This window comes from Terriglobales bacterium (assembly GCA_035937135.1).
In the GTDB taxonomy this organism is placed as follows: Bacteria; Acidobacteriota; Terriglobia; order Terriglobales; family Acidobacteriaceae; genus DASYVL01.
On sequence record DASYVL010000038.1, the window covers coordinates 18,528 to 44,538 of the forward strand.

Annotated in this window: 25 protein-coding genes and 4 tRNA genes; 12 read left to right on the forward strand and 17 right to left on the reverse strand. The window is 65.5% G+C overall.

Features of this window, described 5'->3' with window-relative positions; all coding sequences use genetic code 11:
- Positions 1-7 precede the first annotated feature (7 nt).
- Both VGQ94_01875 and VGQ94_01880 read right to left on the reverse strand, forming a co-directional pair.
- Positions 8-84, reverse strand: a tRNA-Pro gene (locus tag VGQ94_01875).
- Between the two features lie 177 nt (positions 85-261).
- Positions 262-783, reverse strand: coding sequence for a DUF4112 domain-containing protein (locus VGQ94_01880; protein HEV2021255.1), 522 nt, complete (start codon positions 781-783; stop codon positions 262-264).
- Positions 784-894: 111 nt separating this feature from the next.
- On the opposite strand from VGQ94_01880, the gene VGQ94_01885 reads away from it, so the two are divergent.
- Together VGQ94_01885 and VGQ94_01890 are read left to right on the forward strand one after the other, a co-directional pair.
- The gene (locus VGQ94_01885) at positions 895-1,452 is read left to right on the forward strand and encodes a 2'-5' RNA ligase family protein (protein HEV2021256.1); all 558 of its coding nucleotides are present in this window, start codon (positions 895-897) and stop codon (positions 1,450-1,452) included.
- 132 nt (positions 1,453-1,584) lie between these two features.
- Positions 1,585-2,853 carry a nucleotide sugar dehydrogenase gene (locus VGQ94_01890; GenBank protein ID HEV2021257.1) on the forward strand — a complete coding sequence of 423 codons (1,269 nt, stop codon included), beginning with the start codon at positions 1,585-1,587 and terminating at the stop codon, positions 2,851-2,853.
- Positions 2,854-2,945: 92 nt separating this feature from the next.
- Here VGQ94_01890 and VGQ94_01895 read toward each other — a convergent pair whose 3' ends face one another.
- Positions 2,946-3,371 (reverse strand): c-type cytochrome, encoded by a 426-nt coding sequence (locus VGQ94_01895; protein HEV2021258.1) that lies wholly within the window; start codon positions 3,369-3,371, stop codon positions 2,946-2,948.
- A gap of 242 nt (positions 3,372-3,613) precedes the next feature.
- Here VGQ94_01895 and VGQ94_01900 point away from each other — a divergent pair.
- Positions 3,614-3,688: transfer RNA gene (locus VGQ94_01900), tRNA-His, on the forward strand.
- Between the two features lie 138 nt (positions 3,689-3,826).
- Here the strand turns inward: VGQ94_01900 and VGQ94_01905 are convergent.
- Positions 3,827-4,051 (reverse strand): zinc ribbon domain-containing protein, encoded by a 225-nt coding sequence (locus VGQ94_01905; GenBank protein HEV2021259.1) that lies wholly within the window; start codon positions 4,049-4,051, stop codon positions 3,827-3,829.
- A gap of 34 nt (positions 4,052-4,085) precedes the next feature.
- Here VGQ94_01905 and VGQ94_01910 point away from each other — a divergent pair, with 34 nt between their 5' ends.
- Both VGQ94_01910 and VGQ94_01915 read left to right on the forward strand, forming a co-directional pair.
- Positions 4,086-5,159 carry an alpha/beta fold hydrolase gene (locus VGQ94_01910; GenBank protein ID HEV2021260.1) on the forward strand — a complete coding sequence of 358 codons (1,074 nt, stop codon included), beginning with the start codon at positions 4,086-4,088 and terminating at the stop codon, positions 5,157-5,159.
- Between the two features lie 105 nt (positions 5,160-5,264).
- The gene (locus VGQ94_01915) at positions 5,265-5,870 is read left to right on the forward strand and encodes a hypothetical protein (GenBank protein ID HEV2021261.1); all 606 of its coding nucleotides are present in this window, start codon (positions 5,265-5,267) and stop codon (positions 5,868-5,870) included.
- 37 nt (positions 5,871-5,907) lie between these two features.
- Here the strand turns inward: VGQ94_01915 and VGQ94_01920 are convergent.
- The 6 genes from VGQ94_01920 to VGQ94_01945 form a co-directional block, all read right to left on the reverse strand.
- Positions 5,908-5,984 (reverse strand) — tRNA-Arg (locus VGQ94_01920).
- Between the two features lie 47 nt (positions 5,985-6,031).
- A complete protein-coding gene (locus VGQ94_01925; protein HEV2021262.1) occupies positions 6,032-6,319 on the reverse strand; it encodes a hypothetical protein in 288 nt (95 codons plus the stop codon).
- Between the two features lie 21 nt (positions 6,320-6,340).
- Positions 6,341-7,822: a hypothetical protein gene (locus VGQ94_01930; GenBank protein ID HEV2021263.1), complete on the reverse strand. Its 1,482-nt coding sequence runs from the start codon at positions 7,820-7,822 to the stop codon at positions 6,341-6,343.
- A gap of 95 nt (positions 7,823-7,917) precedes the next feature.
- The gene (locus VGQ94_01935; protein ID HEV2021264.1) at positions 7,918-8,211 is read right to left on the reverse strand and encodes a PilZ domain-containing protein; all 294 of its coding nucleotides are present in this window, start codon (positions 8,209-8,211) and stop codon (positions 7,918-7,920) included.
- A gap of 36 nt (positions 8,212-8,247) precedes the next feature.
- Positions 8,248-9,429, reverse strand: coding sequence for an acyl-CoA dehydrogenase (locus VGQ94_01940; protein HEV2021265.1), 1,182 nt, complete (start codon positions 9,427-9,429; stop codon positions 8,248-8,250).
- A 75-nt stretch (positions 9,430-9,504) separates the two neighbouring features.
- Positions 9,505-10,386, reverse strand: coding sequence for a tetratricopeptide repeat protein (locus tag VGQ94_01945; protein ID HEV2021266.1), 882 nt, complete (start codon positions 10,384-10,386; stop codon positions 9,505-9,507).
- A 211-nt stretch (positions 10,387-10,597) separates the two neighbouring features.
- Here VGQ94_01945 and VGQ94_01950 point away from each other — a divergent pair, with 211 nt between their 5' ends.
- Positions 10,598-11,779, forward strand: coding sequence for a 6-phosphofructokinase (locus VGQ94_01950; GenBank protein ID HEV2021267.1), 1,182 nt, complete (start codon positions 10,598-10,600; stop codon positions 11,777-11,779).
- A gap of 57 nt (positions 11,780-11,836) precedes the next feature.
- Here VGQ94_01950 and VGQ94_01955 read toward each other — a convergent pair.
- Positions 11,837-11,912 (reverse strand) — tRNA-Thr (locus VGQ94_01955).
- Between the two features lie 139 nt (positions 11,913-12,051).
- Here VGQ94_01955 and VGQ94_01960 point away from each other — a divergent pair.
- Positions 12,052-13,188: a Re/Si-specific NAD(P)(+) transhydrogenase subunit alpha gene (locus tag VGQ94_01960; GenBank protein ID HEV2021268.1), complete on the forward strand. Its 1,137-nt coding sequence runs from the start codon at positions 12,052-12,054 to the stop codon at positions 13,186-13,188.
- Positions 13,189-13,219: 31 nt separating this feature from the next.
- Complete coding sequence (locus VGQ94_01965) at positions 13,220-15,016, forward strand: NAD(P)(+) transhydrogenase (Re/Si-specific) subunit beta (protein HEV2021269.1); 1,797 nt, start codon at positions 13,220-13,222, stop codon at positions 15,014-15,016.
- Between the two features lie 185 nt (positions 15,017-15,201).
- Here VGQ94_01965 and VGQ94_01970 read toward each other — a convergent pair whose 3' ends face one another.
- Positions 15,202-15,651, reverse strand: a complete 450-nt coding sequence (locus tag VGQ94_01970; protein HEV2021270.1) for a CBS domain-containing protein — start codon at positions 15,649-15,651, stop codon at positions 15,202-15,204.
- A gap of 198 nt (positions 15,652-15,849) precedes the next feature.
- Between VGQ94_01970 and VGQ94_01975 the strand changes: the two genes are divergently transcribed.
- The gene (locus VGQ94_01975) at positions 15,850-17,088 is read left to right on the forward strand and encodes an ABC transporter permease (protein ID HEV2021271.1); all 1,239 of its coding nucleotides are present in this window, start codon (positions 15,850-15,852) and stop codon (positions 17,086-17,088) included.
- 15 nt (positions 17,089-17,103) lie between these two features.
- On the forward strand, positions 17,104-18,360 hold the full coding sequence (locus VGQ94_01980; protein HEV2021272.1) for an ABC transporter permease: 1,257 nt from the start codon (positions 17,104-17,106) through the stop codon (positions 18,358-18,360).
- A 338-nt stretch (positions 18,361-18,698) separates the two neighbouring features.
- Here the strand turns inward: VGQ94_01980 and VGQ94_01985 are convergent, their stop codons facing one another.
- The 3 genes from VGQ94_01985 to VGQ94_01995 form a co-directional block, all read right to left on the reverse strand.
- Entirely contained in the window at positions 18,699-19,775 is a 1,077-nt protein-coding gene (locus tag VGQ94_01985; GenBank protein ID HEV2021273.1) for a DUF6599 family protein, read from the reverse strand.
- Between the two features lie 91 nt (positions 19,776-19,866).
- On the reverse strand, positions 19,867-21,885 hold the full coding sequence (locus tag VGQ94_01990) for an N-acetylmuramoyl-L-alanine amidase (GenBank protein ID HEV2021274.1): 2,019 nt from the start codon (positions 21,883-21,885) through the stop codon (positions 19,867-19,869).
- Between the two features lie 73 nt (positions 21,886-21,958).
- Complete coding sequence (locus VGQ94_01995; protein HEV2021275.1) at positions 21,959-22,822, reverse strand: lytic transglycosylase domain-containing protein; 864 nt, start codon at positions 22,820-22,822, stop codon at positions 21,959-21,961.
- Between the two features lie 273 nt (positions 22,823-23,095).
- Between VGQ94_01995 and VGQ94_02000 the strand changes: the two genes are divergently transcribed.
- The gene (locus VGQ94_02000) at positions 23,096-24,292 is read left to right on the forward strand and encodes a Rieske 2Fe-2S domain-containing protein (protein ID HEV2021276.1); all 1,197 of its coding nucleotides are present in this window, start codon (positions 23,096-23,098) and stop codon (positions 24,290-24,292) included.
- Positions 24,292-25,089 carry a CPBP family intramembrane glutamic endopeptidase gene (locus VGQ94_02005; GenBank protein HEV2021277.1) on the forward strand — a complete coding sequence of 266 codons (798 nt, stop codon included), beginning with the start codon at positions 24,292-24,294 and terminating at the stop codon, positions 25,087-25,089. The genes VGQ94_02000 and VGQ94_02005 overlap by 1 nt, the downstream gene beginning before the upstream one ends.
- Positions 25,090-25,117: 28 nt before the next feature.
- Here VGQ94_02005 and VGQ94_02010 read toward each other — a convergent pair whose 3' ends face one another.
- Together VGQ94_02010 and VGQ94_02015 are read right to left on the reverse strand one after the other, a co-directional pair.
- On the reverse strand, positions 25,118-25,519 hold the full coding sequence (locus tag VGQ94_02010) for a hypothetical protein (protein HEV2021278.1): 402 nt from the start codon (positions 25,517-25,519) through the stop codon (positions 25,118-25,120).
- Positions 25,520-25,591: 72 nt separating this feature from the next.
- Positions 25,592-26,011: DHHA1 domain-containing protein (locus tag VGQ94_02015; protein HEV2021279.1), on the reverse strand; the 420-nt coding region annotated here is incomplete at its 5' end.

Sequence of the window (26,011 nt, forward strand, 5' to 3'; positions counted from 1 at the left end):
CCAGGACTGGTCGGGGCGAGAGGATTCGAACCTCTGACCTCCTGCGCCCAAGGCAGGTGCGCTACCAGGCTGCGCTACGCCCCGACAGAATCAAGTCCTTATTCTAGCTTCCTTTTGCGAGCTTGGGGCCACTGTTCCCAGTTTGGATCGTGCCACAAGTGCTTGTCTGCTTGGTGTGCGGAATAGAACACCCAGTCCCAACCCCGCGTGAGACAACTTGGTGTCCTTCCCGTACGCCCGCGCGTGCGCGCGGGCGACGGCCTAGCGGCGCAGCCAGTGAATCGCCAGGAGGAGCAGCACGAACGGCGCTACCAGCAGCAGCCCCACCGTCCCCACCAGCGCCAGCAGGAAGGCCCAGTCGCGCCAGGTCTGACTGCGGCGTTTGGACTCCTGATAGGCCTGGAGCAGGGTGAAGTTCTTCCGATTCGACTTCCATCCCACGTCGAAGGCGTCGCCCAGGACGGGCACCGTCCCCACCAGCGAATCAATACCGATGTTCACCACCATGCGCGTCAGGGCCACGCGCGGCAGCCCGCGCTGCCATCCCGCCACCAGGATCAGGAACGAGACGGCGCCTGTGATCCAGTCGCCCACGCCGGGAATCAGCCCGATCAGCGGGTCCAGGCCGAAGCGGATCCCGGTCAGCGGAATGCGGAAGATGTCATCCAGCAGCGCGACCAGGTATTCCAGGTGCTCGTCGTTGAGGAGGCCCTCCTCCTCCGCCGCGGCGGGCGGCCAGGGCGCATCTGGCGGGATGACTTCGGGTTCCACGGCAGCACTCATTCGTAAACTCTGCGGCGCTCGCGCATGTGCCTACACTACAGGAAGCCGGGCGCCCGGAATCAGCCGCGGGACTTCCGCCCACCGCTTGCGGGCATATAATCCGCAGTTGGTATGCAGCCGTTGCAGTATGCCCTCGTAGCCTACGTGAAGAATGATCTGGGCCGGTTCGTGGAGGATTTGCGCCGCGAACTCCATCCCGAGCTCGGCCACCTGTCCGCGCACATCACCATCCTGCCGCCGCGCATCCTGGAAGGGTCGGAAGCGGAGGCACTGGCCACGCTCGCGCGTCTGTGCGACGAAGTCCAGCCCTTCGAGGTCGGCCTGGACGTCGTCGAAAGCTTCCAGCCCGTCACTGCCACTATCTATCTTCGCGTGGGCCAAGCGGGGCAGCGCCTGCACCAGCTGCACGGGCGGCTCAACACCGAGGCGCTCTCCTGCAGCGAGCAGTGGTCTTATATGCCGCACCTCACCATCGTCAAGCTGACAGACGAGAGGCGCCTGCCCGCCGTGCTTGAACTGGCCCGCCAGCGCTGGAGCGCCTATCGAGGTCCGCGCAGCGCCCGGGTGGAGGAGCTCACCTTCGTGCGCGAGTGCAAGCGCCCCGGCCAATGGGCCGACCTCGCCCCCGTGCAGCTCGGCCGCGCCTTCGCCACCCCGCCCCGCGGCTGAGCGCCGTCTCCGCCAACTCCCGCGTTATCAACACGCCTTCCGTCGCGGAAGGTCATGGCCTTCTTTCGCATTGCGTATGAACTTCGCGAAAGACTACAACTCTCGTTCCCGAGAAAGAAAGAGGGCCTCCCCATGCAGATCGCGGTGTACGGCGCAGGATATCTGGGAACGGTGGTGTCCGCATGTCTGGCGGATTTCGGCACACCCGTCATCTGCTATGACGACGACACCGCGCGCATCGAGCGCCTGGCCCGCGGCCTCATCTCCTACCACGAGAAGGACCTGAAGGAGATGATTCGGCGCAACGTGCGCGCCGGCCGCCTGACCTACTCCACCACGCTCGCCACCTTCGCCGAGAAGGCGGAGATCGTGGTGCTGGCCGAAGACTCGCCGCGCTATGCCGGGGATGAGGCGGAAAAGGTCGCGCGCGTCGCGCCCAAGGACGCCATCCTGGTTATCGTGACGCCGGTGGGGGTGGGCACCGCCGCCAAGATCGAACAGAAGCTGCGCGCCGCCAAGGACCAGCGTCCCCTGGTCTCGCACCCGCTCTTCCTCACCGACGGTTGCGCGATCGAGGACTTCAACTGGCCCGACCGCATCGTGCTCGGCTCCTCCTCGCACTCGGCCGTGCTCGCGCTCAAGCACCTCTACCGCCCGCTGGCCCTGCGCGGCGTCCCTATCATCGTCACCAGCCACGAGACCGCGGAGCTGGTACGCCAGGCCTCCACCGCCTTCGTCGCCACCAAGATCTCGTTCATCAACGAGCTCTCCAGCCTGTGCGAGCGCGTGGGCGCCGACTCCGCCGACCTGGCCCTGGCCATGGGGCTGGACAAGAAGATCGCGCCCCGCTGCCTGCAACCCGGCGCTACCCTCGGCGGCGCCTTCGTCGAAGCGGACATGGAATCGCTCGCCCACCTCGCCCAGTGCGCCGGTGTGCCACTCAAGGTCCTGGGCGCCGCGCGCGAGGTCAGCCACTCGCACTCCGACCGCCTGGTGGAAAAGATTTCGCAGACGCTCGACTCGGTCATGGGCAAGGAGATCGCCATCCTCGGCCTGGCCTTCAAGCCCAACACCAACTCGGTGGCCGCGTCGTCTTCCATGCTGCTGGCCAAGCGCCTGCTGTCGAAGGGTGCCCACGTGCGCGCCTACGACCCGGTGGCCATCCCCGACGCCCGCGGCGAACTGGATAGCGCCGTCCTTTGCTTCGATTCCGCCTACGACGCCGCCGAGGGCGTGGACGCCATCATCGTCGGCACCGCTTGGCCCGAGTTCCGCGCGCTCGACTTCGACAAGCTCAAGCGCATCGTCCACCGCGCCCTCATCGTGGATACCAAGAACCTGCTGGACGGCCCCCGCCTCCGCGCCATGGGCTTCCAGTACGTCGGCATGGGAAGGAACTAGCGCGATTGCCCGCCGGTCAGGACGCTCACGTCCCGACGGCACAAGGGGGCCTGGGATCCCCGGGAACCTCTTAGCGGGCGATCGCTGGCCGGCTACTTCACCTGCAGCGACTCGATGTACTTGGTCAGGTTGCTGATCCGCAGTTGCACCATCGCCTGATCGCCCTTGCTCATGGAGCTGAACACCGAACCCCAGACCGGCATCTCCTTGGAGCCGTGCGCCGACATCGTCGCGTCCCCTTTGATGACCTGGTAAACGTGGGCTGCGGAGAACTTCGCCTGGTTCCGGCGGCTCAGGGTGGTGAGGTCCGGCGGTGGAACCTTGAACGCGACGGCCGCGGGACCATTCCCCTTGCCTGCGACTCCGTGACAGGAAGCGCAATAGTTCACATACATTTCCTTCCCGGAGGCGGGCGAGGTCTGCGGGGCAGGAACATTCTTGACCACGGGTTTCTGGGCAACCGCCAGGATGGCAAAGGCCACCAGCAGCCCCCACAACAGAAGCGTTTTGCGTGCCATAGGTTTAGACCTCCTCAACCGCATTCGCGCCAGTCTTCAGGGCCAGTTCTCCCTAAGAACAGAGTGGAGCCTTCGCAGGGTTCGGTCTGTGACTCTTGCCACACCGGGTTGTATGGCTTCCCGGCGCGCGCGCCTCCGTCCCAGCGAAGTCGAAGGGAGGCCTCCCGCTTCTACCGCGGCAGGCGGGGGACCATGGGTCGAAGGGCCTCGGTTCTGACCCCTTGTTATAATCAACCGATACGGTGGGTGTAGTTCAGGGGTAGAACTCCGGACTGTGGCTCCGGCTGTCGTGGGTTCGAATCCCACCACCCACCCCAGCCTTTCCTTCCCGCCTTCGCCAAACACCCGCAACTTCGTCCGCCACGGACTTGCGCGGATGGACCAGGAATTCCTCCGTGGCGCCGTGGTGAAAATAAGGGTTGGCGCTGACCCGCGTGAATCCGCGGTAAGGGGTGTCAGTTCATCGAGCACGACCCCGGGCCGCGGGGGTCGCCGCAGCTTCCGCAGGGGCCGGGAGAGGGTAGGGAAGAGGTGCTCTTGCTGGGTCCGACGGCGAAGGCGGAGAGCTGCTGCTCGAGCTTCGCGCTCCGGCAGGATGGGCACTCGGATTTCTTGGAGCCCATCACCAGGACCTCGAAGTGATGGCCGCATTCCTTGCAGATGTATTCAAAGATGGGCATAAGTGACCGGCTCCCTTTAGTATTCTCCTGAGAAATGCCGCAAGAGAATACTAGCAGACCCGCCGAGCCCAACGAGCCCAACGATCCCAATGGGCCCAACGAGCCCAACGAGCCCGCCGAGCCCAACGATCCTAGCGCCGCCTTCGTCCCGCGGGCCTTCCTGCGCGGCGGACACGTGCAGACCCTGGCGGCCGCGCTCTTGCCGCGCCGCCACTCGCTCCCGCCGGCCGAGGAGCGGCTCTTCAACGTGGAAGCGGGCGTCGCAGACATTCAAGTCCTCTGCCACTGTCACTGGCAGGTGGAGCGGCGTGCAGCGGCAACGCTCGTCCTGCTACACGGACTGGAAGGTTCAAGCGCCGCGCAGTACGTCCTCGGGACCGCCGACAAGGCCTGGGCGGCGGGCATGAACGTCGTCCGCATGAACATGCGCAACTGCGGCGGCACCGAGCGGCTCGCGCCCACGCTCTACCACTCCGGGCTCTCCGCCGATCTGGACGCGGTGGTGCGCGAGCTGATTGCCGAAGACAAGCTGCCGCGCATCTTCCTGGCCGGATTCTCCATGGGCGGGAACATCACGCTCAAGCTGGTGGGAGAGTGGGGCGGGGAAGCGCCGCTGGAGGTGCGCGCCGTGGCCGCGGTCTCGCCCGCCATCGACCTCGCCGCCTGCTCCGACGCGCTGCATCGCCCCGGCAACCGCCTCTACGAATGGAACTTTCTCTGGGGACTGAAGCGCCGGCTGCGCACCAAAGCCCGGCTCTTTCCCGGGAGGTATGAGACGCGCGGCCTGCGGCGCCTGGGCAGCGTGCGCGCCTTCGACGACCGGGTGACGGCGCGCTACTGCGGCTTCACCGGCGCCGACGACTACTACGCGCGCTCCAGCGCCTCGCGCGTGCTGGAGCGCATCGCCCGGCCCACGCTGATCCTTCACGCCCTGGACGATCCCTTCGTCTCGCTGACCGCGGAGACCCGCGCTAGGCTCGCGGCCAATCCGCAGATCCGGCTGATCGAAACCGCCGGGGGCGGGCACTGCGCCTTCCTGGCCCCGGCCAACGGCTACGACGGCCGCTGGGCCGAGCGCCGCGTGGTCGAGTTTTTCTCTGCCTTCTAGCTGCGGCGTCTAGGATTTTCCGGCGAAAAGTGTTCTCATAGCAGCCATCGGGGCGTCCCTGCGGGGCATGCTCCGCGGGTGTGAGGGTAGGGGAGAGGGCTTCCCGTGCAGACCGAGGTCAGTGTCGAACTGGGCGCGCAGGACGATTGCCTGGAGATCCCCTGGTCGTCGCCCGAGGGCGAAGTCCGCTACTGCGACCTGCGGCGGCGTCCCGAACTGCTCCTCAACATCATCGAGACCCACCACAACCGCGAGCTGGGTGAGTTTTTGGCTTCCATCAACTCCGGCCACTCCATCCTCGAGACCGCAAAGTGCGACACCTGGCTCTCGGACAAGATGACCGAGGAGGAGAGCATCTACGGCGCGGCGTGGAAGTTCGGCTCCTACATCGATTTGATCTTCAACGACCTGGGGCGGCGGACGTCGCTGGAGCGTCATGAGGAGCTTGCCGATTCCACCTCGCGCCTGCTGCGCCGCGTGCCGGAGATCCCCGCCGCCGCCGAGCTGGTGGTGCGCCGCTGTTACTACCACGACCCGGAAGCGCCGGATCCCGACGTCTCTGAGACCGGCTTCTGCGTGACCTTCTATTTGTACGGCTATGGCGACGACGAAGCGGAAGCCCGCCAGCGCTGGGCCATCGCGCTCAAGGTGGTGGAGAATGCGCTGCTGCAGCTCTCTGCCGCGCAACGCCGCGCCGCCGCCGCGGGTTAAACCGCAGACTCGAATCGAAGGACGGAAGGGGAATTTCTGGTAGGCGCGGCAGGAATCGAACCTGCAACCCCCGGCTTAGAAGGCCGGTGCTCTATCCGTTTGAGCTACGCGCCCGCAGCAGGTGTGTTGCTCTCATTCTAATCTCAGCCGCGTGGATGCCATCACTCCTGCTGCGTCTTTCGCTCCTGCCCGCCATGCCGGAATCCTGACTGATACTCGTCGCGCAGCTGGGGTTCGAGCGATTCCTCCGACGCGCGTCCCTCGAAGCTGTCGCGAAAGCCGCGCTTGAAGGCCTCGTATTCCGGGGTGCGGATCAGCTCCCAGTTGCTGAGCTGGCGTCCGTCGGGGAAGCGGTAGAGAACACTCTCGCCGCCGCCGGGCAAAGTCTCCAGCTTCTTTTCCCTTAGATAGCAAATGCGGACCAGCGAGGGAAGCGAGGCAGAAGCCATGGGGAGAGGCGGATTCCTGAGTCAGCTCTGCAATGCCTTGGCCACGAGTGTGGTTTGGCCCTTCAGCCGCTCCAGGGAAGCCGTCAGGGCCTTGGCCTTGTCCACCAGCCCGCGCTGCTCGGCGACCGCCAGGACGGTAGCGGCATTCGAAAGGACGCGCCCCGCCGCCGCCATCAGGTAGGTGAGGGCATCGGCGTGCGGTTTCCACAGGTAGGCGGAGTCGCGCTTGGAGTTGTAATCCTCCAGCTCCGCGGTCATGCGCACCAGCAAGGCCACCGCCTGCATCAGGAGGGTGGCGTAGTCGCCGCGGAAGCTCCTCTCGGCGTGGGTTTCGGCGCGAAACGCATCTGCCTCGGCCGCGCTCAGTGCAATGTTCCCGTTGCGTATGGGCATGATGTTCCAGTTGCCTTGCGCCGCCCGGACGAAGCTGCGGATGGATTCCAGGGTCTTCTGCGTCCGGGCGTACTCGATGGCGTTGCCCACGGCGAACGGCGGCGCCTCGGCCAGCGATTCCAGCTGCGAGGGTCTGGGTTCCATAAGCTTCGGCACAGGGCGCGACATCGAAGCAAGCGTCGGCGCCGCGGGAGAACTGGGAGCCCCGCTTCCCCGTCCCAATCGCCGGCTGTCCACCGCCTTCTTGAGCTTGGAGACCTTATGGAAGGTCTCCTTGGCGCGCTCGTACTCCTGCTTCATGATGTGGGACTCTTCGACCTCGGTCAGATGCTTGACGATGACGTCGCCGTCCACGCGGCTCATGATGCTCCCACCATCTTCCAGCACCTTGGCGGCAAAGTTCTTGATCTGTTGGGCGGCGACCCGGAACAGCTCATCAAAGTGGCCACCAAAGAAGTTGTTGTAGGCGGCCAGCGTGGCCAGCGCCCGAGGGTAGTAAAAGATGTCGCCCAACGATTCCTTGATTCCCCGCACCCGCTCCACCACGCCCGAATCCATCAGCTGGTCGAAGTGCCCGATGTCGTCCAGCTCTTCCTGGATGAAGTCAAACTCACGCAGCAACTGGCGATACTGCTCCGGCAGGGGCAGGGGCTCGAGGCCTCCCAGCATGAGGTTGATCTCGCTCTCGAACTCGGTTCCCTGGTCGGTGATGGGGCGCCGCCTGTCGGCCGGATCGGTGGGAGCTTTGCGCCCGGTTTCCGCGGCCGGATGACGGTAGAGGTAGGTGCAGACAGAGTCGGCCTTGCCGCGGTCGAGCATGCTGTGTGAGTTCTTGAAGGTGTAATACCGCAGCAGGGCCTCCGGGACCTCTTGCGACGAGGATGCCGGGAGCCCGTCCCGGACCATGGACGGCGTGATGGCCAGATCCAGTAGGTTCAGCCAGCGTTGGAGCGTGCTGATGGTCTCCAGCAGCACCTCCGGGGCGGGGTTGGGATTCTTGACTTCGTTCGGCGTCGGCACCGGATGGCGCAGCGCTTTCTCGAGGATGGCGGTGTAAAAGTCGTGGACTGCCTTCAGATCCTGCAGCTCACGAACTGGGTCCTGTGACAAAGGAGGCTCCTAATCTAGCGGAAAGCTTGTCTCCCAAGTCATTCATTCTATTGGAGAACGAAGGTCCCAGGACAAGGGAAACCTGGTTCCGGGGGCTAGGCGGAGCCCGGCGGGGGACCTTCGGCCACGAACTCCAGCCCCAGGGCGGCGCCTTCGCTGTAGCGGACCAGCACGCTGGCGGTGTGGATGACGTGGTTGGTGCCGGCCTCCACCACCGTGATCTTGATGCGGCTGCCCTTGGCCGGGGACTTCCCGTCCGCTTCCAGCCGGATGCGCATGCCGCCCCCTCCCGCCTCTTCCACCCGTCCCAGCTTCTTCCCTTGCTCATCGAGGGCCACGGGCTGGCCCGGGACCCGGATGCGCAGGAACTGTCGGCGATCGTTTTCCATGTTCGAACCCTCAGCAAAAGCGAAAAATTTTGCGCTTCACTTGCCGCCCAGCACGAGTTTGGCGATAGTCTGCAACTGCATGTTGGACGTTCCCTCGTAGATCTTCCCGATCTTGGAGTCGCGCCAGTACTTCTCCACCGGATAATCCTTGGTGAAGCCGTAGCCGCCATAGATCTCCACCGCCAGCGAGGTCACCCGCTCCGCCACCTGGGAGCAGAAGAGCTTGGTCATGGCGGCTTCCTTCACGAAGCTCATCCCTGCGTCCTTCATGCGCGCGGCATTGTAGACCATCAGGCGCGCGGCTTCGATCTCCGTAACCATCTGCGCCAACTGGAATTGCACTCCCTGGAACTCGGCGATGGCCTTGCCGAACTGCTTGCGCTCCTGCGCGTACTTGGCAGCGCACTCCCAGGCGCCGCGCGCCACGCCCACCATCTGCGCCCCGATCCCGATGCGCCCCTCGTTCAGCGTCTCGATGGCGATCTTGTACCCTTTGCCCGCCTCGCCCAGCACGTTCTCCTTGGGGACCTTGCAATCTTCCAGGATCAGCTCGCAGGTGGAGGAGGCGCGGATGCCCAGCTTGTCCTCCTTCTTGCCCACGCTGAAGCCGGGAAAATCCTTCTCCACTAGGAAGGCGGTGATGCCCTTGTAGCCGGCGGCCGGGTCAATCGTGGCGAAGAGCACGAACAGCCCGGCTTCCTTGGCGTTGGTGATCCAGAGTTTGCGTCCGTTGAGGACATAGTGCTCGCCCTGAAGCTGGGCGCGGGTCTGCAGTGCGAAGGCGTCCGAGCCCGAGGCGGCCTCGCTCAGCGCGTAGGCGCCGACCATCTCAGAAGCCATCTTCGGCAGGTAGCGGCGCTTCTGCTCGGGATTGGCCCAGCGCAGGAGCGCGTTGTTGACCAGGGTGTTTTGCACGTCCACCACCACCCCGGCCGAGGCGTCCACCCGCGAGGTCTCTTCCACCGCCAGGATGGCCTCGAAGAAGCTGCCTCCGCCTCCTCCGAACTCTTCCGGGACCTCGATGCCCATCAGCCCCAGCTGGAAGAACTGCTGGATGAGCTGGGAATCGAAGACGCCCTTCTCGTCCATCTCGCGGGCGCGGGGGCGGATCTTCTCTTCGGCGAACTGCCGGATGTTATCGCGGAACAGGACTTCGTCCTCGCTCAGCGCCACCAGGGGCAGCGGGCCGGAGGGTCGTTGTGCCAGGGTCTCAGTCATTTGGCCCCTTCAATGGTAGTAAAAAAGTCGGGCGAACCGTGAGGAAAAAACCGATTGTAGCACCCGAACGGCGGGCTAGGAACGTGCTTTGCGGAAGACCACTTGCAGGGGGTCGCCTTCGAGGATTTTCTGGATCTGATTGCGGGCGTGCACCGCCCAGGGGCCGCGAGTATCCAGGCGGACATAGGTGCGCCAGTGTTCGAGCGCCTTGCGCTGCTGCGCCATCTTCTCGTAGGCCAGCGCTAGGTTGTAGTGGGCGTCGGCATAGGTGGGCGCCAGCGTGATGGCTTGGCGGTAGGCGAGCACCGCTTCGGGCAACCGTCCGGTCTCGTCCAGGACATTCCCCAGATCGAAATAGGCGAGCGCGTAGCGCGGGTCGGCGGCGGTGGCGTGGCGATAGTGCTTCTCCGCCTGGGTGTAGTCCTGATGGTTGTAGTAGAGCGTTCCCAGGTTGATGTGGACGGCGGCGTGCTCCGGTTCCAGCTCCAGCGCCTGGCGGTAGCACTCTATGGCTTCCGCCTGCGTGGTCGGATCCTCCTCCAGCCCCACGCCCTTGAGGAAAAGCTCCTCGGCCGTCTCTGCCGGGCGCATGTACTTGATCTTGGCGGCCACCAGGTTGTTGCCCGGAGCAAAGTCCATGACGAACTGTCCGGCGATGGGCTCCATGGCGTACCCGCTGTGGCGGTAGGCCACGCGGCTCTTGGTGGAGAAGGTCCCCGATTCCATCAGGGGATTCTCCATCCCCGCCACCTGGCGCTGCATGGCCTGGAGCGACTCGCGGATCACCGCCGGGCGCACCTTTTTGGCGCTCAGGTCGCGAAGCTTTTTCAGTTGCAGGAGGTCAAAAAAGGAATAGCTCTCGGCGACGGCCACCAGCCCGGTCTTTTCCCAGCCGGAAAGCTGGCGCACCGTGATGCGAAGGATCCGCAGTACATCGGCTCGTTGGTATCGTTCCACTGGGTACGATTGTCGCGTTACCGCTTGGTAACGATTATGGGAAGCGCTGGCTCGCTTGGCAAGCGCAAACTGTTGACCAATAGGGAACTTCTGAGGAAAACCTGCTCCGCGCAGTTCGCCCAACTTGTTGTGCAAGTCGGGCCTCGGCGCGGATCCTGCAGCACACTAGAGCCGACCATCGAGCTTCGGGTACAAGTATATTAAGAAGGCAATGCAATCAGCCAAAGGCACAATCGGCATTCTGACGGGCGGCGGAGATGTTCCCGGGCTGAACTCGGTCATCAAGTCGGCCGTGTATCGCGCCAGCGAGATGGGGAGGCAGGTGATCGGCATCCGCAAGGGTTGGGAAGGCCTGACGCACATGAACCCCGCGAAGGATTTGGACCCCGCCTACCTGTTGCTCCTCACGCGGGGCAACACTCGCACCATTGACCGCAGCGGCGGCACTATCCTGCACACCTCGCGAACCAACCCGCTGCACGTCAAGAAGTCCAAGGCGCCCTCGCACCTTTCCCAGGCCGACCTCGGCAAGCAGGAAGCGGCGAACGACACCTACGACCTCACTCCCATCGTGCTGCGCAACCTGGAGCGACTGGGCATCGCCTGCCTGATCGTGATCGGAGGGGATGACACGCTGAGCTTTGCCTCGGTGTTGCGCGACGCCGGGATGCCGTTGATCGCCATCCCCAAGACCATGGACAACGACGTGCGCGGGACGGAGTACTGCATCGGGTTCTCCACCGCCATCACCCGCGCCAAGGATTTGATCACGCGCCAGCGCACCACTCTGGGGTCTCACGAGCGCATCGGCGTCTTCCGCATCTTCGGCCGCGACTCCGGCTTCACCTCCCTCTACACCGGCTATGTGACTTCGAGCCGCTGCCTCCTCCCGGAATATCCCTTCGACCTGGAGCGGCTTTGCTCCCTGTTGGTGGAAGACAAGCGCAAGAATCCCAGCAACTACGCGCTGGTGGTGGTTTCCGAAGGCGCCGTGTGGCAGGGGCAGGAGGTGGCCGACTTCGGGGAATCCGATGCCTACGGGCACCGCAAGAAGGTGGACATCGGCCATGCCCTGGCAGCGGAGATCAAGCGCCGCACCGGTGAGGAAACCATGACCAGCGACCTGACCTATGACCTGCGGAGCGGCGATCCCGACTCGGTCGATCAGCTGGTCGCCACCACCTTTGCCAACCTGGCGCTCGACTTGATCTCCGATGGAGTCACCGAGGGGATGGTTGCGATTCAGGGAGGCCGCTACTCGCACACCGCCCTGCCTGATCCTGGCCTGGGCCCGCGGCGCGTGGACGTCGCATCCCTATACAACACCGAGCGGTACCGCCCGCAGTATGGCCGCAGGCTAGGCGCCCCCATGTTGCTCAGCTCGGTAGGGTAGCGGCTGCCGGAGAGTTGGGCCTGTGCGGAAGGGCGTTTGCGCGGAGGCGCCAGGAACTGGAGCCGACGATCGGACTTGAACCGATGACCTGTCGATTACGAATCGACTGCTCTACCAACTGAGCTACGTCGGCTCGCGCGCGCGGGCGAGAACCTCTTCGATTCTAATTCCATAGGCGCAGGGCGTAAAGTTCGACCCCGGGCCGGCACGCGAAAAAAATGCTGCGCACTGCGCCCCGGGTGACGGTAGGATGCTGTACCACACCGGCGCCTATGGTCGTGGGAGTACCCAAAGAGACGCTTGCGGGCGAGCAGCGCGTGGCGCTGGTCCCGGACCTCGTCCCTAAACTGACCAAGTCGGGCCTGGAAGTCGTGGTGGAGCTGGGCGCGGGCGAAGCCGCCGGGTTCTTGGATTCCGCCTACGCGGAGAAGGGCGCGCGCCTGGAAGCGGGCGCTCTCGAAAGTGCGGATGTGCTGCTCAAGGTCCAGCCCCCCGCTCCCGCAGATGTGGGCAAGATCCAGTCCGGTGCCACGCTCATTGGATTCCTTCAGCCCTACTCCAACTTGGAGGGCATCCGAGCGCTGGCGGCGCGCGGGGTGACGGCCTTTTCCATGGAGCTGATGCCGCGCATCACGCGCGCCCAGTCCATGGACGCGCTCAGTGCCATGAGCACCCTGGCCGGCTACAAGGCGGTGCTGCTGGCCGCCAACCGGTTGCCCAAGCTCTTCCCCTTGCTCATGACCGCCGCGGGCACGCTGACTCCGGCGCGCGTCTTCGTGATCGGCGCCGGGGTGGCCGGCCTGCAGGCCATCGGGACGGCCAAGCGCCTGGGCGCGGTGATCACCGCCTACGACACGCGGCCCGTGGTGAAGGAGCAGGTGGAGAGCCTGGGCGCGAAGTTCGTCATGCTGGAGCTGGAGACCAAGGATGCCGAGGACAAGACTGGATACGCCAAGGCGCAATCCGAGGACTTCTACAAGCGGCAGCAGGCGCTGATGGGGCAGAGCGTCATGGCGGCGGACGTGGTCATCACCACCGCGCTCGTCCCCGGCCAGCGCGCACCGCTGCTCATCCCCGAGGAGATGGTGCGCGGCATGCGCCCCGGCTCCGTCATCGTAGATCTGGCCGCCGAACAGGGCGGGAACTGCGCCCTCACCCAGCCCGGCGAGGACGTGGTCCGGCACGGCGTCGCCATCCTCGGGCCGCTCAACCTCCCCAGCACCCTGCCCTTCCACGCCAGCCAAATGTACGCGAAGACCGTCACCAACTTCCTGGCGCATCTGCTGAAGGACGGGAAGATCCAGCTCGATTTAAATGACGAGCTCACGCGCGGCCCTCTGGTCACGCACCAGGGCGAGATCGTGCACGAAGTGGTGAAGAAGGCCCTTCAGCCGCAGGCCGGGAGCTGAAGGCTGTGAGTCCGCAGAGGAAAGCGATCCTGTGACCTCGGAACTGGAGATCGGGCTCTACATCTTCATCCTGGCGGGGTTCCTCGGCTACCACGTCATCACCCGCATTCCGCCGCTGCTGCATACGCCGCTGATGTCGGCCACCAACGCCATCTCTGGCATCTCGCTCATCGGTTCGCTGGTGGTGGCGGGCGCCGATTACAACCGCCTGAGCACCACGCTCGGCTTCCTTGCCGTCACCTGTTCTGCCACCAACGTGGTCGGGGGCTTCCTCATCACCGACCGCATGCTGCGCATGTTCAAGACCGGCGAGCAGCAAAGCGGCAAGCAGCGGAAATGGCCTCAGGGCCTTCCCGAGGCACTGGGAATGGCGGTTCTGCTCGCCGCCATCTTCGCGCTCACCCACTGGCTCGGGTTCGCCAAGGCTCACCACGCGGCGGTGACCGAGGCCATCTCTGCCGGGGCGCTGCGCTACTTCTACATCGTTTCCGCCATCCTCTTCATCCTGGGGCTGAAGGGCCTGAGTTCGCCCAAGTACGCCCGCAAGGGCATGTGGCTGGCCGAGTTCGGGATGCTGATGGCCATCCTGGGGACGCTCTTCCACCCGGAGATCGTCAACTACCGCTGGATCCTGACCGGGCTCACCATCGGCACCATCGGCGGCGCCAGCATGGGCCTTTGGATCCCCATGACAGCGGTGCCGCAGCGCACCGCGTTCTCCCACTCCATGGGCGCGCTGGCCGCGACGCTCATCGGCATCTCTGAGTTCGCGCGGCATGCCGGAGTGCTCGACCACGTCAAGATGACCGCCATCGGCTTTGAGGTGGTCATCGGCGGCCTGACCGTCACCGGGAGCCTGATGGCCGCCGCCAAGCTGCAGGAGCTGCTGCCCGGCGCGCCCATCACCTACAAGGGGCAGAACCTCACCAACACGGCACTGCTGGCCCTGATCGGCGGTCTGCTCGTCTATCTGATCTTGGATCCCTCAAACACTATGCTCTTCTACGTGATGGTCGCGCTGGCGCTGCTCTTCGGCCTCCTGCTGGTGGTGCCCATCGGGGCGGCGGACATGCCCGTGGTGATCGCACTCTTGAACTCCTACGGCGGCCTGGCCGACGCTGCCATGGGCTTCGTCCTCATGAACAAGATCCAGATCATCACCGGATCGCTCGACGGGACCTCCGGCTTCCTGCTTTCCATCCTCATGTGCCGTGCTATGAACCGCTCGGCCATGAACGTGCTCTTCGGCGCCTTCGGCAAGTTGCCGGAGAAAACCGCCGGGCCGGCAGGGGAGGCCAAGGGTAGCGTGCGCAGCATCACCCCGGAGGAGACCGCGGTGCTGTTCGAGACCGCGCGCTCGGTGATCATCGTCCCCGGCTACGGCATGGCGGTGGCCCAGGCGCAGCACGGCGTGAGCGAGCTGGCCAAGCTGTTGATGAAGCGCGGCGTGGACGTGAAGTACGCCATCCACCCCGTGGCCGGCCGCATGCCCGGGCACATGAACGTGCTGCTGGCCGAGGCCAACGTCCCCTACGACCAGCTCTACGAGATGGAGCAGATCAATCCCTACTTCGCCGGGGCGGACGTGGCGCTGATCGTGGGCGCCAACGACGTTACCAATCCCGCCGCCAACAACAACAAGAGCAGCCCGCTCTACGGCATGCCCATCCTGGAGGTGGAGCGCGCCCAATCCATCATCGTGCTCAAACGCAGCATGCGTCCCGGCTTTGCCGGCGTGGATAACGAGCTCTACTACGACCAGAAGTGCATGATGCTGTTCGGCGACGCCCGCGACAGCCTCAACAAACTCTTCGCGGCCATGAAGTAGTAGTCGCGACTGTCATCCTGAGCGAAGCCCGAGCCCGCCGCAGGCGAGCGATGGGCAGAGACGAAGGACCCCTACCCCCGCGCCAGGCGCCAAGCTATAGGGCTCCTTCGACTCGCGGCGTCGCATGCGCTCGCCGCTCGGTCAGGATGACAGAAGCAATCCTTGGGGTAATCGTCCAGAAACGGCTACGCCGGATACTTCCCGGCGATGTAGTTGTGCAGGTTGTCGATGGTGGCTTCCTGGGCGGAGATGATCCACTTGACCAGGTCGCCGATGGAGAGCATGCCCACTACCCGCTCGTCCTCCACCACCGGCAGGTGCCGGATGCGGTGGTCCGTCATGACGCGCATGCACTCGTCCACCGTGTCGCTGGGCGAGCCGGTGATGACCTTGCCGGTCATGATCTCGCCCACCTGGGTCTCCTTGGACATCTTGCCCTTCAGGATGACCTTGCGGGCGTAGTCGCGCTCCGAGAGCACGCCCACCAGCTTGTCCCCGGAGATCACCAGCAAGGCGCCCACGCCCTTCTCCGCCATGCGCTCGATGGCCTGATAGACGCTGGCCTCCGGCTCGATGGAAAAGACCTGGCCGCCCTTCGACTTCAGGACTAGGCTGATTGTGTCGTGCAGTTTCATGCTCGCTCTGGCCTTGGGCCCAGGAGGCCGGTTTGAGGGGGCCATCCTAGCGCCGGGGGCGGGCCAGGTCAACGGGAAATGGGTCCTCGCCGGTTCCTCTGGCCCCCCGCGGCAGTCCGGGCCGCTGGCTTCCTGATAAGCTGTTCTTGCGAACTGTTTTCCCCTACGGTTCGTATTGGACAGAAGATGCTCCCCGGGTTGCCCAAGAGCTTTCCTTTACGCGAGCCTACGCGCATCGCGCTGGAGACCATCCGCGCCCACAAGCTGCGCACCTTCCTCACCCTGCTCGGCATCATCCTTTCCGTCTCCACCCTGATCCTGGTGGTGGCGCTGATCGAGGGCACCAATCGCTACATCGCCGACCGGGTAGCCAACATGGGCGCCAACGTCTTTCTGGTGACCCAGTTCGGCATCATCCCCGACCGCAAGGAGTTCGTGAAGGCGCTGCGCCGCAACCGCCCCATCACCTGGGAGGACTACGAAGACCTGCGCGACAACCTGGAACTGCCCCTGCGGGTAGGGCTGGAAAGCCGCCGCACCGGCACGGTCAAGTCCGGGAACGAGAGCATGGAGGACATTGACGTGCGCGGGGTCACCGCCAACATCGGCGAAATGGACGTGGAGGAGCCGGCCAGCGGCCGCTACATCACCGATCCCGACGACACCCACCGCTCCCAGATCACCTTGATCGGCGCCGACGTGGCCAGGCGCCTCTTTCCCGACGTGGACCCCCTCGGCCAGACCCTGCTCATCGACGGCCGTCCCTTCGAGGTGGTGGGCGTCGCCAAACCCATGGGCACCGTCCTCGGCCAGAGCCAGGACAATTTCGTCTACATGCCCATCCAGACCTTCCTGAAAATTTACGGCTCGAACCAGCGGAGTATGGCCATCAACATCCAGTCGCGCGGGCCGGATTGGAGCCTGCGCACCCAGGAGGAGGCCCGCACCCTGATGCGCGGCCGCCGCCACCTCGTCACCGGCGAGGAGGACAGCTTTGGCATCTTCTCCGCCTCCACCGTCATGGACCTGTGGAAGCAGCTCACCGCCGCCATCGCCAGCACCATGGTGGGCGTGGTCTCCGTCTTCCTGGTCATCGGAGGCGTGGTCATCATGAACGTCATGCTCACCAGCGTGACTGAGCGCACCCGGGAGATCGGCATCCGCAAGTCTTTGGGGGCCCGCAAGCGCGACATCCTGCTGCAGTTCCTGGTGGAGTCGGCGGTGCTGGCCGGCATCGGCGGGGCCATCGGAGTGCTGCTGGCGGCGGGCCTCTCCGCCCTGGTCGGCGCCACCACGGCCGTGCCCATGGCCATCCCCCTCTCCGCGGTCATCGTCTCCCTGGCCGTTTCCACCGCCGTCGGCCTGTTCTTCGGCATCTACCCGGCGCGCCGGGCGGCGGACCTGGACCCCATCGAGGCCCTGCGCTATGAGAACTGATCGGAGTCCGCGGCCATGATCCGCCTCCATCTGGGCGAGAACTCGCTGATGGCGCTCGACACCCTGCGCAACCACAAGGTGCGGTCGTTCCTCACCGTGCTGGGCGTGGTCATCGGGGTGACGGCGGTCATCGCCGTGGGCTCCATCCTGGTGGGGCTGGACCGCGACATCCAGGAATCGCTCGAACAGTTCGGCTCCAACACCCTGTTCATCTTCAAGTTCCAGCCGGGAATCCACTTCGGGCGGCTGAGCGCCGAGGAGCGCAGCCGCAAGCCCCTCACCCTCGAGGACGGCCTGGCCATCAAGGAGTTGTGCCCGTCGGTGAAGAACGTTTCGGTGATCGTCTTCCCCCGCGTCGGCCAGGGGCCGCGCCCCATCCCCGAGGCCCGCTACCAGGGCCGCGAAAGCGACGTCAACTACAACGGCACCCTCCCCTCCTACCAGCAGGTGGAGGAGGCGCGCATCGCCAAGGGCCGCTTCTTCTCCGATGCCGAGGACCTGCACCGCGCCGAGGTGGTGGTGATCGGCTATGACCTGGACCGCTCGCTCTTTCCCGGCGAGGACGCCCTGGGAAAGACCCTCCTCATCGTCGGCCACTCCTACCAGGTGGTGGGGGTGCTGGAGAAGCGCAAGGGCAACGTGCTGCGCGGGGAGGGGTCAGACGTGCAGGCCCTGGTCCCCTACCGCACCTACCGCAAGCACAACCCCAACGACGACGAGCACTTCATCGCCGCCCTGGCCTATCCCGGGCGCAAGGACGTGGCTGAGGACGAGATTCGCGGACTGCTGCGCCAGCGCCGCCGCGTCCCCATGGACCAGCCCGACACCTTCGGCATTTCCAGCGCCCAGCGAATCGCCGACCAGCTCCGCGACATCACCGCCAACGTCGCCCTGCTCACCATTGCCATCAGCTCCATCGGCCTGCTGGTGGGCGGCGTGGGCGTGATGAACATCATGCTCATGTCGGTCACCGAGCGTACCCGCGAGATCGGCGTGCGCAAGGCCCTGGGCGCCCGCCGCCGCGACATCATCCTCCAGTTCCTCACCGAGGCCATGACCCTCACCGGCTCCGGCGGCGTCATCGGCGTTCTGACCGGGATGGCCATCAGCTTCCTCATCAACCGGCTGCTGCCCAACCTGCCCTCCGCCGTGCCGCTCTGGGCGGTCGCCGCCGGGGTGCTCGTGGCCATGAGTGTCGGACTCTTCTTCGGCATCTATCCCGCGGTGCAGGCCTCCAAGCTCGATCCCGTCGACGCCCTGCGCTACGAGTAGAGTCCCTACGCCTTGTCATCCTGAGCCCGCGTCAGCGGGCGAAGGACCTTGCGTTTGGTTTTCGACGGCAAAAATGAAAAGGCCACCCGGAAACCGGGCGGCCTTTTTCTAGGGAGAATAGTTCCAACGGTAAAGTGTTCCGTCAAAACTTTCTGGAGAAATCTTATGAGGGGGCTCGTGGGGTGTCAAGTAGTTTTTCTATAATAAATGTCTTTGTTTTCAATAACTTAACAAATTAACCCAACCAGTCAACCTGCCTGACAAAAAGTGTCATAAACCGCCGGATTTTACAGCGCAAATCCATGCAAGGGAACGGCTTAGTAGCCGGGGGGCCCAGGTCAGTCCCGCAGGTTCAGCTGGATGATTTCCACATTCTTAGCGCGGTCGAAGACGCGGTCGGGGAACAGGCGTTTGGCCAGGATGCGCACCCCGCCGAAGGAGATCCCGATGACGAGCGCGAAGAGCAGAAGGACGCCGATGAGCTCGAAGACGCCGATGATCAGGTTGCCGATGTTGTCCCTCTGGCTGGGAGTCCGCTCGTTCCAGGTGACGTCGGCGTCGTAGTTCACCTGGCTGAGCAGCGCCTTGGCTTCCTCGGTCGAGACCTCCCCGGCCACCACCGCCACCAGCGGGCCAGTGCGCTTGGCCATAAAGGCCAGCCCGGTTTCGGGAGCTCCCGGGGCGGGCGGCGGCCGGTAGGCGGCCACGGCTCGTAGCCGCTCGGCGGCGATCTGCGGCGTGGGATAGGCAATCACCATCAGGGTGGCGCTGCCTTGGCCCGTCCGGTAGGTGGCAATCGCGATCTCGGGATTGCGGCTGAAGTCCAGGACCTCCGCCGGCAGAGGTGCTCCCACCGCCGCCAGTCCGGCGGGGCCCACTACGTATCGGCTGGAGTGCGGCTCGCGAGCCTCAGCCGGCAGATACTGGGGCAGGCTGGGGCCACGGGTGGCATACGGTGGCGGCTGGGGCAGGGCTTCGGACAGCTGTCGCAGGTCGGCCGCCGACATGGCCGTCACCTGGTCGAGCTTCACCTCCACCAGGACGTGGCCGCGGTAGAACAGCACTCGGGCGCCGCTCGAGAGCGCTTGGTCGCCGATGGACTCGGCCTGCATCTGGGGCTGCTGGTAGAAGGTGAAGGCGCCGAAGGCGCCCGTGGCGTCGCCGAAGCGCGCCGCCCGCACCTGGATATTGCGGTCGCCGCGGGTGTAGGAGGCATCCTCGAAGTCGGTGAATCCGAACTCCCGCAGGACGGCGGCGTGCGCCGGCTCGGCCGCGGCCGCCTCGGTGCTCACCCGGCTGGGCAGGGACTTGTGCCAGCCCGAGAATTCCGCCGGCAGCAGCGCGGGACCCGCCTGCGCCGCCGCCAGCCCGGCGAGCCCCATCACCAGCAGTGCGAGATATCGGGCAGTCTTCATCTCTGGGAGGGGCCGTCTTTCTCCATACCTACATTGGACAACCGGCCCTTCTGGAAAGATTCTACGCCGGGGCGGGAAAGTGACGGGCGGGCTATTGGTTGGCGTTCCGGGCCGACTTGGACCCGGAGGCCAGGCTGATCCCGCTCAGCCCGTCCACGTACTTGGCCACGCCCTTGTAGATGGCTTCGGCGATGCGTTGCCGGTACTCCGGCGTCTTCAGCTTGCGCTCGTCCGTGTCATTTGAGAGGAAGGAGATCTCGGCCAGGATGGAGGGCATATTGGCCCCGATCAGCACCACGAACGGCGCCTTCTTCACTCCCCGGTTGCGCACCCCGGGATTCTTCTTGGAGATGCCGGCATGCAGGGCGGTCTGCACGTCGGAGGCGAACTCGCGCGACTCCTCGATCTTGTCCTTGAGTGCGATCTTCTTCACCAGGTCCTGCAGCTCGTGGATCGACTTCTCCGAGACCGCGTTCTCGCGCGCCGCCACTTCCAGCGCGTCCTCCGAAGAGGTGAAATTCAGGTAGTAGGTCTCCACCCCGCGCGCCCCGGAGTCGCGGCTGGAGTTGGCGTGGATGGAGAGGAACAGGTCGGCCTGGTTCTGGTTGGCCACCGCCGTCCGGCTCTCCAGCGGCACGAAGGTGTCGTCGTCGCGCGTGTACACCACGTCGGCGCCCATCTTGTCCTGCAGCATCCGGCCCAGCCGCAGGGAGACGTCCAGCACCAGGTCTTTCTCCGTGAAGCCGCCGTGGCCGATGGTGCCGGTGTCGTGCCCGCCGTGGCCGGGATCGATCACGATGCGCCCGATCTTCAGCCCCAGAGCCCGGACCAGCGAGTGCTCGCCCGAGGCCGTGGGCCGCGCCTCGCGCCCCAGGGATGGCGGCGCGCTCTTCCGCTGGCCCTCCCCGCGCGGGGCCACCGCCTCGTAGGTGGGGCCGCTGGTGGGCTTCGAGGTCGCCTTGACCTCCCTCTCCGTGCCCGGCGCAGGCTCGGGTCTCTCCGCCTCAGCCTTCTTCGCGATCTCCGCCTTGGAAGGCGCAGCCTCGGTCTTGGAGGTCTTGGAGCTCTCCGGCTTGGTGGCCGCTTCGGGCTTGGCTACTGCCGGAGCGGGCTTGTCCTTCTCCTTGGCCGCCGTTTCCGTCTTCACCGGCGCCTTGCCGTGGATGTCCACGATCAGCCGGTAGGGGTTGGGCAGCAGGAAGGCCGAGTACTCGGCCAGGTCCTGGACCTCCAGCACCACTCGCGTCATCCCCCGCTGGTACTGAGCCACCCGGATCCTCTTCAGAAAGCCGTCCTCCACGTCGAAGGTCTTACCCACCAGCTCCGAGGCCAGCTTGGTATCGTGCAGGTCGAAGAAGATGCGATCGGGGTCGGCGATGCGCCCCGCCTCGTACTGCACTTCGTTCTCCAGGTCGATGGCCACCCGGGTGTAGTCGGGCGTGGACCAGTGCCGGATGCTGGTGACCAGCGGCCTCCCGCTGCGCGGCTCCGGTTGCGGGGAGCCGGTGTCCTCGGCGACTGCTTTCAGCTCCTGCTTGTCCTTGTGCTCGTTCTTTTTCTCTTGCTTGGCGGCGGCCGGCGCCTTCTTGAAAACCCTGGCTTGCTTCTGGATCTCAGCCAGGGCTTGCTTGGCCTGCTCCGCCAGGCGGTGGTTGGGATAGCTCTTCAGGAACTCCTGGAAGGTGGCCGTGGCCTGCTGCGGCTGCTCCAAGTCCTCCCAGTAGATCTGCCCGATGGTGAACAGGGCTTCAAAGCGGTGGGAGCTGCCCGGGTACTCCCGGCGCAGGAACCGGTACTGGTCGATGGCCTTCTCGAAGTAGGCGTCCTTGCCCAGGACGCGGCCTTCCTCGGCCAGCAGCTCGGCCATGGCCAGCAGGCTCTCGTTGGCGTGCGGAGAGGCGGGAGAGTAGTGATAGACGCGCCCGTAGGCCTCGATCACCCGGGCGTACTGGCCCTGGGCGCGCTCCTTGACCGGGCGCCCGTTCAGCGCTTCGCGCATGCGCTGCGCGGTTTCGAACTGCGATTGAGCCAACTGCCGGCCGCGGCGCGGGTTCTTTCCCTCCGCCGGCAGGCACACCAGCAGCGCCGCCAGCGCTGCCGCCAGACACATTCCCCCGCGGATTGGATGGATCTTCCTCAAAACCACCGTTCGCCTGCCCGACCCGTCCTGCCCCGCCTTGTCTTCAATCCGTGTTGCTGAAGACCAGTGTGCCCCAGCGATCGCGCGTCGCCCGGATGGGCGCCGAATAGAAGCTGCCCATGTAGCGCAGCTTCTGCGGGTCCCCGTTCCAGTACAAGCTGGTGATCTGACGCACGTAGTTGCGGGTCTCGCTGTAACGCGGGATGCCGTGGTTGCGCTCGACCGCGCCTGCGCCCGCGTTATAGGCCGCGAGCGACAGGCTGATGTCGCCGCCGAAATTCTCCAGCAGCGTCTTCAGGTGGCGCACTCCTCCGTCCACGTTCTGCTGCGGATCGAAGGGATTCTCCACGTTCAGGTTCGCCGCCGTAGCCGGCATCAGCTGCATCAGTCCCATGGCACCCTTGTTGGAGCGGGCCCGGGGATTGAAGTTGGACTCCACCTTGATGATGGCTCGCACCAGGTTGGGATCCACATTGTGGCGGGCGGCCGCCTGTTCGATGGCGGCATCCACTTCCGACGAGGTCACCGAGCGGCCCTGCGTGATCCCGCGGTAGCCGGGATTGTCGGAGGCCGCGTCCGCTCCGCCATCCGTGCCACGGCTGCTCGGAAGGCTGGCGATGTAGCGCTGGACGTCCGCCGCGGCGTAGCGCGCCTGGCGCCGTGCCGATGGCGTGTACAAAGGCACAGGCGTCCAGCGCCGCTCCGCCTGGCTCCAGTACACCAGCGGGCCTGAGCGTCGGGCACTGCTTCTTGAGGTGGTGGTTTTCGGTGGGGTGGAGTCGTCCACAAAGATGGTCCGTCCACCTTCCTTGCTGGGCACAATGCCACCGCCCTGGAAAGCGGGCAGCAGCGTCGGCGCCAGAAAGGCGGCGAACGCGATCAGGGGAAGAAGATGGTTTCTTCTCATAGGTTTGGGTAATCCGAGGCGCGGACCTCAACGGTCCGCTCCACACCCTACCCCCGAACCGGACGGAGAACTCCTCCAGAGTGGCTGGATTATATGCCGTACACGGACCGGGAGCAATCGGCCCGCGACGGCGGTATCTACGGAGTGAACAGGGTAGAAACCCAGAGAAAAATCGATAAAAACCTAAGTTGGAGGTATGAACTCCGGGCTTGGGCCTCCCGCCGCCCTTGCCCCCTCTGCGCCTGCGGCTATAGTTATCCGGCGACGCCTTTCATGCCCGACCCGCTCACCTCCGAAGCCACGGCCGCGCTCCCGCAGAGTGTGGATGCCGTGATGCTCCTCGGCTTCTGGTATCCGGCGCTGCGCAGCGCGCAGCTCCGCGGCCGGAATCTGGAGCAGGCCATGCTCTTGGGCGTGCCCCTGGTCCTCGGCCGCGACTCCGGCGACCGTCCCTTCGCTCTGCGCGACACCTGCCCCCACCGCGGCATCCCGCTCTCCTACGGCCGCCTGGACTCGGGCGGCCTGCTCGAGTGCTGCTACCACGGCTGGCGCTTCGAGCCCGTCAGCGGCCAGTGCAAAGAGATTCCCTCGCTCACCGCCGACTCCAAGCTCAAGGTGGACCGCATCTTCGCCAGCGCCTTCCCCTGCCGCGAGCAGGACGGCTACTTCTGGGTCTTCCTGCCCGAGCGAGAACCAGTTCGCTCGGAGCGCAGCCTTTCTCAGGAGCATCTTTCGGAGGGGCCCGAGTTCACTCGTGCCGTTGAGCCGGCAGTAGGAGAAAGGGCTTTAGCCCCCGAGGCCGAGCCGCCCCAGCTTCCCGTCTTCAGCGACCACTACCGCATGATCCATCTCTGGGCGGAGATGCCCACCACGGTCGACCACGGCATCATCGGCCTGATGGATCCGGCGCACGGGCCCTTCGTCCATCAGTCCTGGTGGTGGCGCAGCCGCCACAGCATCCACGACAAGCAGAAGGCCTTCGAGCCCATCCCCAACGGCTTCCGCATGAGCCCGCACGCGCCCTCCTCCAACAGCGCGCCCTACAAGCTGCTGCGCCTCTACGCCCAGGCCGAGGCCATCACCACCACGATCGATTTCGTCCTGCCCAACCGCCGCCTGGAGCAGATTCGCGCCGGCAAATACTGGTTCTCCAGCCAAACCACGGTCACTCCCATCACCCGCGAGCTCTGCCGCATCGACTTCTGCGCCGCCTGGAACCTGTTCCGCTGGCTGCCCATCACTCCCGTGCTGCGCGCTTTCGGCAACCGTTTCATCCGCCAGGACCAGCGCACCATGGAGATGCAGGCCGAAGGCCTGCGCCACAACCCCAGCCTCATGCTCATCGACGACGCCGACCGCCCCGCCAAGTGGTACTTCGAGTTGAAGAAGGCCTGGCTGGAATCCCGCCGCACCGGCCAGCCCATGCGGCATCCCATGACCGGCCCGGTCACGCTCCGCTGGAGAAGCTAGTGCCGCAACCTGGAGCAGCCGCGCCCCCGTTCGCTTACTGGCCCACCTTTCGTCGGCTGTGGATCACGGCCGTACTGGCCACCGTCACCGTGCTGCCGTACGTGCTCACCATCTTGAAGACGATTCCGTTGCCCAAGCCCCTGCCCATCCCCTTGTCGGCGCTGGCGGGGTTGCAGCTGGTGCAGTCCGCCGTGGTCTTTGGACTGGCCATTGCCGCCGGACTCTGGTTCGCCCCGCGCCTCGGCCTGCGTCTGCCGCTGTTCGCCCACGACTATGAGCCGGGAGGCGCGGGTGAGGTCTTCCGGCAAGCTCTCCGCGGCGGGATGCCGCTGGGGATGCTCGCCGGCGCCATCGTGCTCGCCCTCGAGCTTCTCTTCTTCCGCGGGCATCTGCCGCCCTCGATGCTGCAATTCTCGGCGCCCGCCTGGCAAGGGCTGCTGGCGTCCTTTTACGGCGGCATCGGGGAAGAGATCCTGTCGCGCCTGTTCGTGCTGAGCGCGCTCGCCTACCTTGTGGTCAAAGTCTCGCGACAACCGGCGCCGCCGCTTGCCTCAGGTCCTTTCTGGGTCGCCAATATCGCGGCCGCCCTGCTCTTCGGCCTGGGCCACCTGCCGGCCACCGCGGCCCTGGCGCCCCTGACCACAGCTCTCGTCGTCCGGGCACTCGTCCTCAACGGCATTGCTGGGGTGACATTCGGATATCTGTTCTGGAAGCGAGGCCCGGAAGCGGCCATGGTCGCGCACTTCATGGCCGACATCGTCATTCAGAGCGCGGCAGCGTTCCTCGCGGGCGCCTGAGAGCAGTCGAGGGACCTCGGTCCTGTTTCTAGCCAGCCGGAGGAGCTAGCGCGCCCCCGACGGCCTCATCGTCTTCTTTGACCAGCCAATCCATGGCGGCCTCGCGGGTAGGAAAGGCGTGGTAGTCGCGCGCAGCGAAGTTGCGCACCGCGTCGACCAAGACCTTGGGGACGCCCTCCACGCCCACCATGGCGGCGCGCTTCACCCGGTCGCGCTCCCGCACCGCCACGATCTTGACCTCTTCGACGGTATCCTTCGAGAACTGTGCGCCAGTCACGTCCACCAGCGTCAGCACCGACCCCTTGGGCTGCGCCAGCACGATGCGCTCGCGCTCTTTGAGGATGTCGAGCACGGTCTGGCGCGTGCAGTTGGTGTAGTCCACCAGCAGGATCTGCTTGCCTTGATGAGTTATGAAGCGGACGCGGTCCATTGCGGTCCCTCCGGCCGCTCGGACTTCACGGTATACACCGTGGCCCCGCGCCAAGTCCAGAGAAAGGGAAGGCTACTTCAGTAGGGACTCGACCACCGAATACACCTCGGCCAGCGCCGCGTCCAGAGCTTCCGGATCCTTGCCGCCGGCCTCGGCCAGGTCGGGACGCCCGCCGCCCGAGCCGCCCACTACCTTCGCCACCGGGCCGATGATCTTGCCCGCCGGGAGGCGCTCCACCAGGTCCTTGGTGACTCCGACAATGAGCGCGACTTTCCCGTCGGCGACCGAGCCCAGCACCACCACGCCCGAGCCCAGCTTCTGACGCAGGTTATCCACCAGCACGCGCATCTGCGACCGGTCGAGGTTCTCCACGCGCTGCGCCAGCACCTTGACGCCCGCGACCAACCGCACCTGGTCGTCCGTGGCCGCCACCGACGCCGAGGCCGACTTCATCCGCGCCCGGTCCAACTCCTTGGTGAGCCGCTTGATCTC

Excerpts from the sequence above, each read along its gene's own strand:
- VGQ94_01960 (HEV2021268.1), top strand. The coding sequence starts at position 12,052 with ATGGTCGTGGGAGTACCCAAAGAGACGCTTGCGGGCGAGCAGCGCGTG.
- VGQ94_01985 (HEV2021273.1), bottom strand. The coding sequence starts at position 19,775 with ATGAAGACTGCCCGATATCTCGCACTGCTGGTGATGGGGCTCGCCGGG.
- VGQ94_01970 (HEV2021270.1), bottom strand. The coding sequence starts at position 15,651 with ATGAAACTGCACGACACAATCAGCCTAGTCCTGAAGTCGAAGGGCGGC.
- VGQ94_01995 (HEV2021275.1), bottom strand. The coding sequence starts at position 22,822 with ATGAGAAGAAACCATCTTCTTCCCCTGATCGCGTTCGCCGCCTTTCTG.
- VGQ94_01935 (HEV2021264.1), bottom strand. The coding sequence starts at position 8,211 with ATGGAAAACGATCGCCGACAGTTCCTGCGCATCCGGGTCCCGGGCCAG.
- VGQ94_01885 (HEV2021256.1), top strand. The coding sequence starts at position 895 with ATGCAGCCGTTGCAGTATGCCCTCGTAGCCTACGTGAAGAATGATCTG.
- VGQ94_01940 (HEV2021265.1), bottom strand. The coding sequence starts at position 9,429 with ATGACTGAGACCCTGGCACAACGACCCTCCGGCCCGCTGCCCCTGGTG.
- VGQ94_01880 (HEV2021255.1), bottom strand. The coding sequence starts at position 783 with ATGAGTGCTGCCGTGGAACCCGAAGTCATCCCGCCAGATGCGCCCTGG.
- VGQ94_02010 (HEV2021278.1), bottom strand. The coding sequence starts at position 25,519 with ATGGACCGCGTCCGCTTCATAACTCATCAAGGCAAGCAGATCCTGCTG.
- VGQ94_01910 (HEV2021260.1), top strand. The coding sequence starts at position 4,086 with ATGCCGCAAGAGAATACTAGCAGACCCGCCGAGCCCAACGAGCCCAAC.
- VGQ94_01905 (HEV2021259.1), bottom strand. The coding sequence starts at position 4,051 with ATGCCCATCTTTGAATACATCTGCAAGGAATGCGGCCATCACTTCGAG.
- VGQ94_01980 (HEV2021272.1), top strand. The coding sequence starts at position 17,104 with ATGATCCGCCTCCATCTGGGCGAGAACTCGCTGATGGCGCTCGACACC.
- VGQ94_01895 (HEV2021258.1), bottom strand. The coding sequence starts at position 3,371 with ATGGCACGCAAAACGCTTCTGTTGTGGGGGCTGCTGGTGGCCTTTGCC.
- VGQ94_01950 (HEV2021267.1), top strand. The coding sequence starts at position 10,598 with ATGCAATCAGCCAAAGGCACAATCGGCATTCTGACGGGCGGCGGAGAT.
- VGQ94_02000 (HEV2021276.1), top strand. The coding sequence starts at position 23,096 with ATGCCCGACCCGCTCACCTCCGAAGCCACGGCCGCGCTCCCGCAGAGT.
- VGQ94_01990 (HEV2021274.1), bottom strand. The coding sequence starts at position 21,885 with ATGTGTCTGGCGGCAGCGCTGGCGGCGCTGCTGGTGTGCCTGCCGGCG.
- VGQ94_01890 (HEV2021257.1), top strand. The coding sequence starts at position 1,585 with ATGCAGATCGCGGTGTACGGCGCAGGATATCTGGGAACGGTGGTGTCC.
- VGQ94_01925 (HEV2021262.1), bottom strand. The coding sequence starts at position 6,319 with ATGGCTTCTGCCTCGCTTCCCTCGCTGGTCCGCATTTGCTATCTAAGG.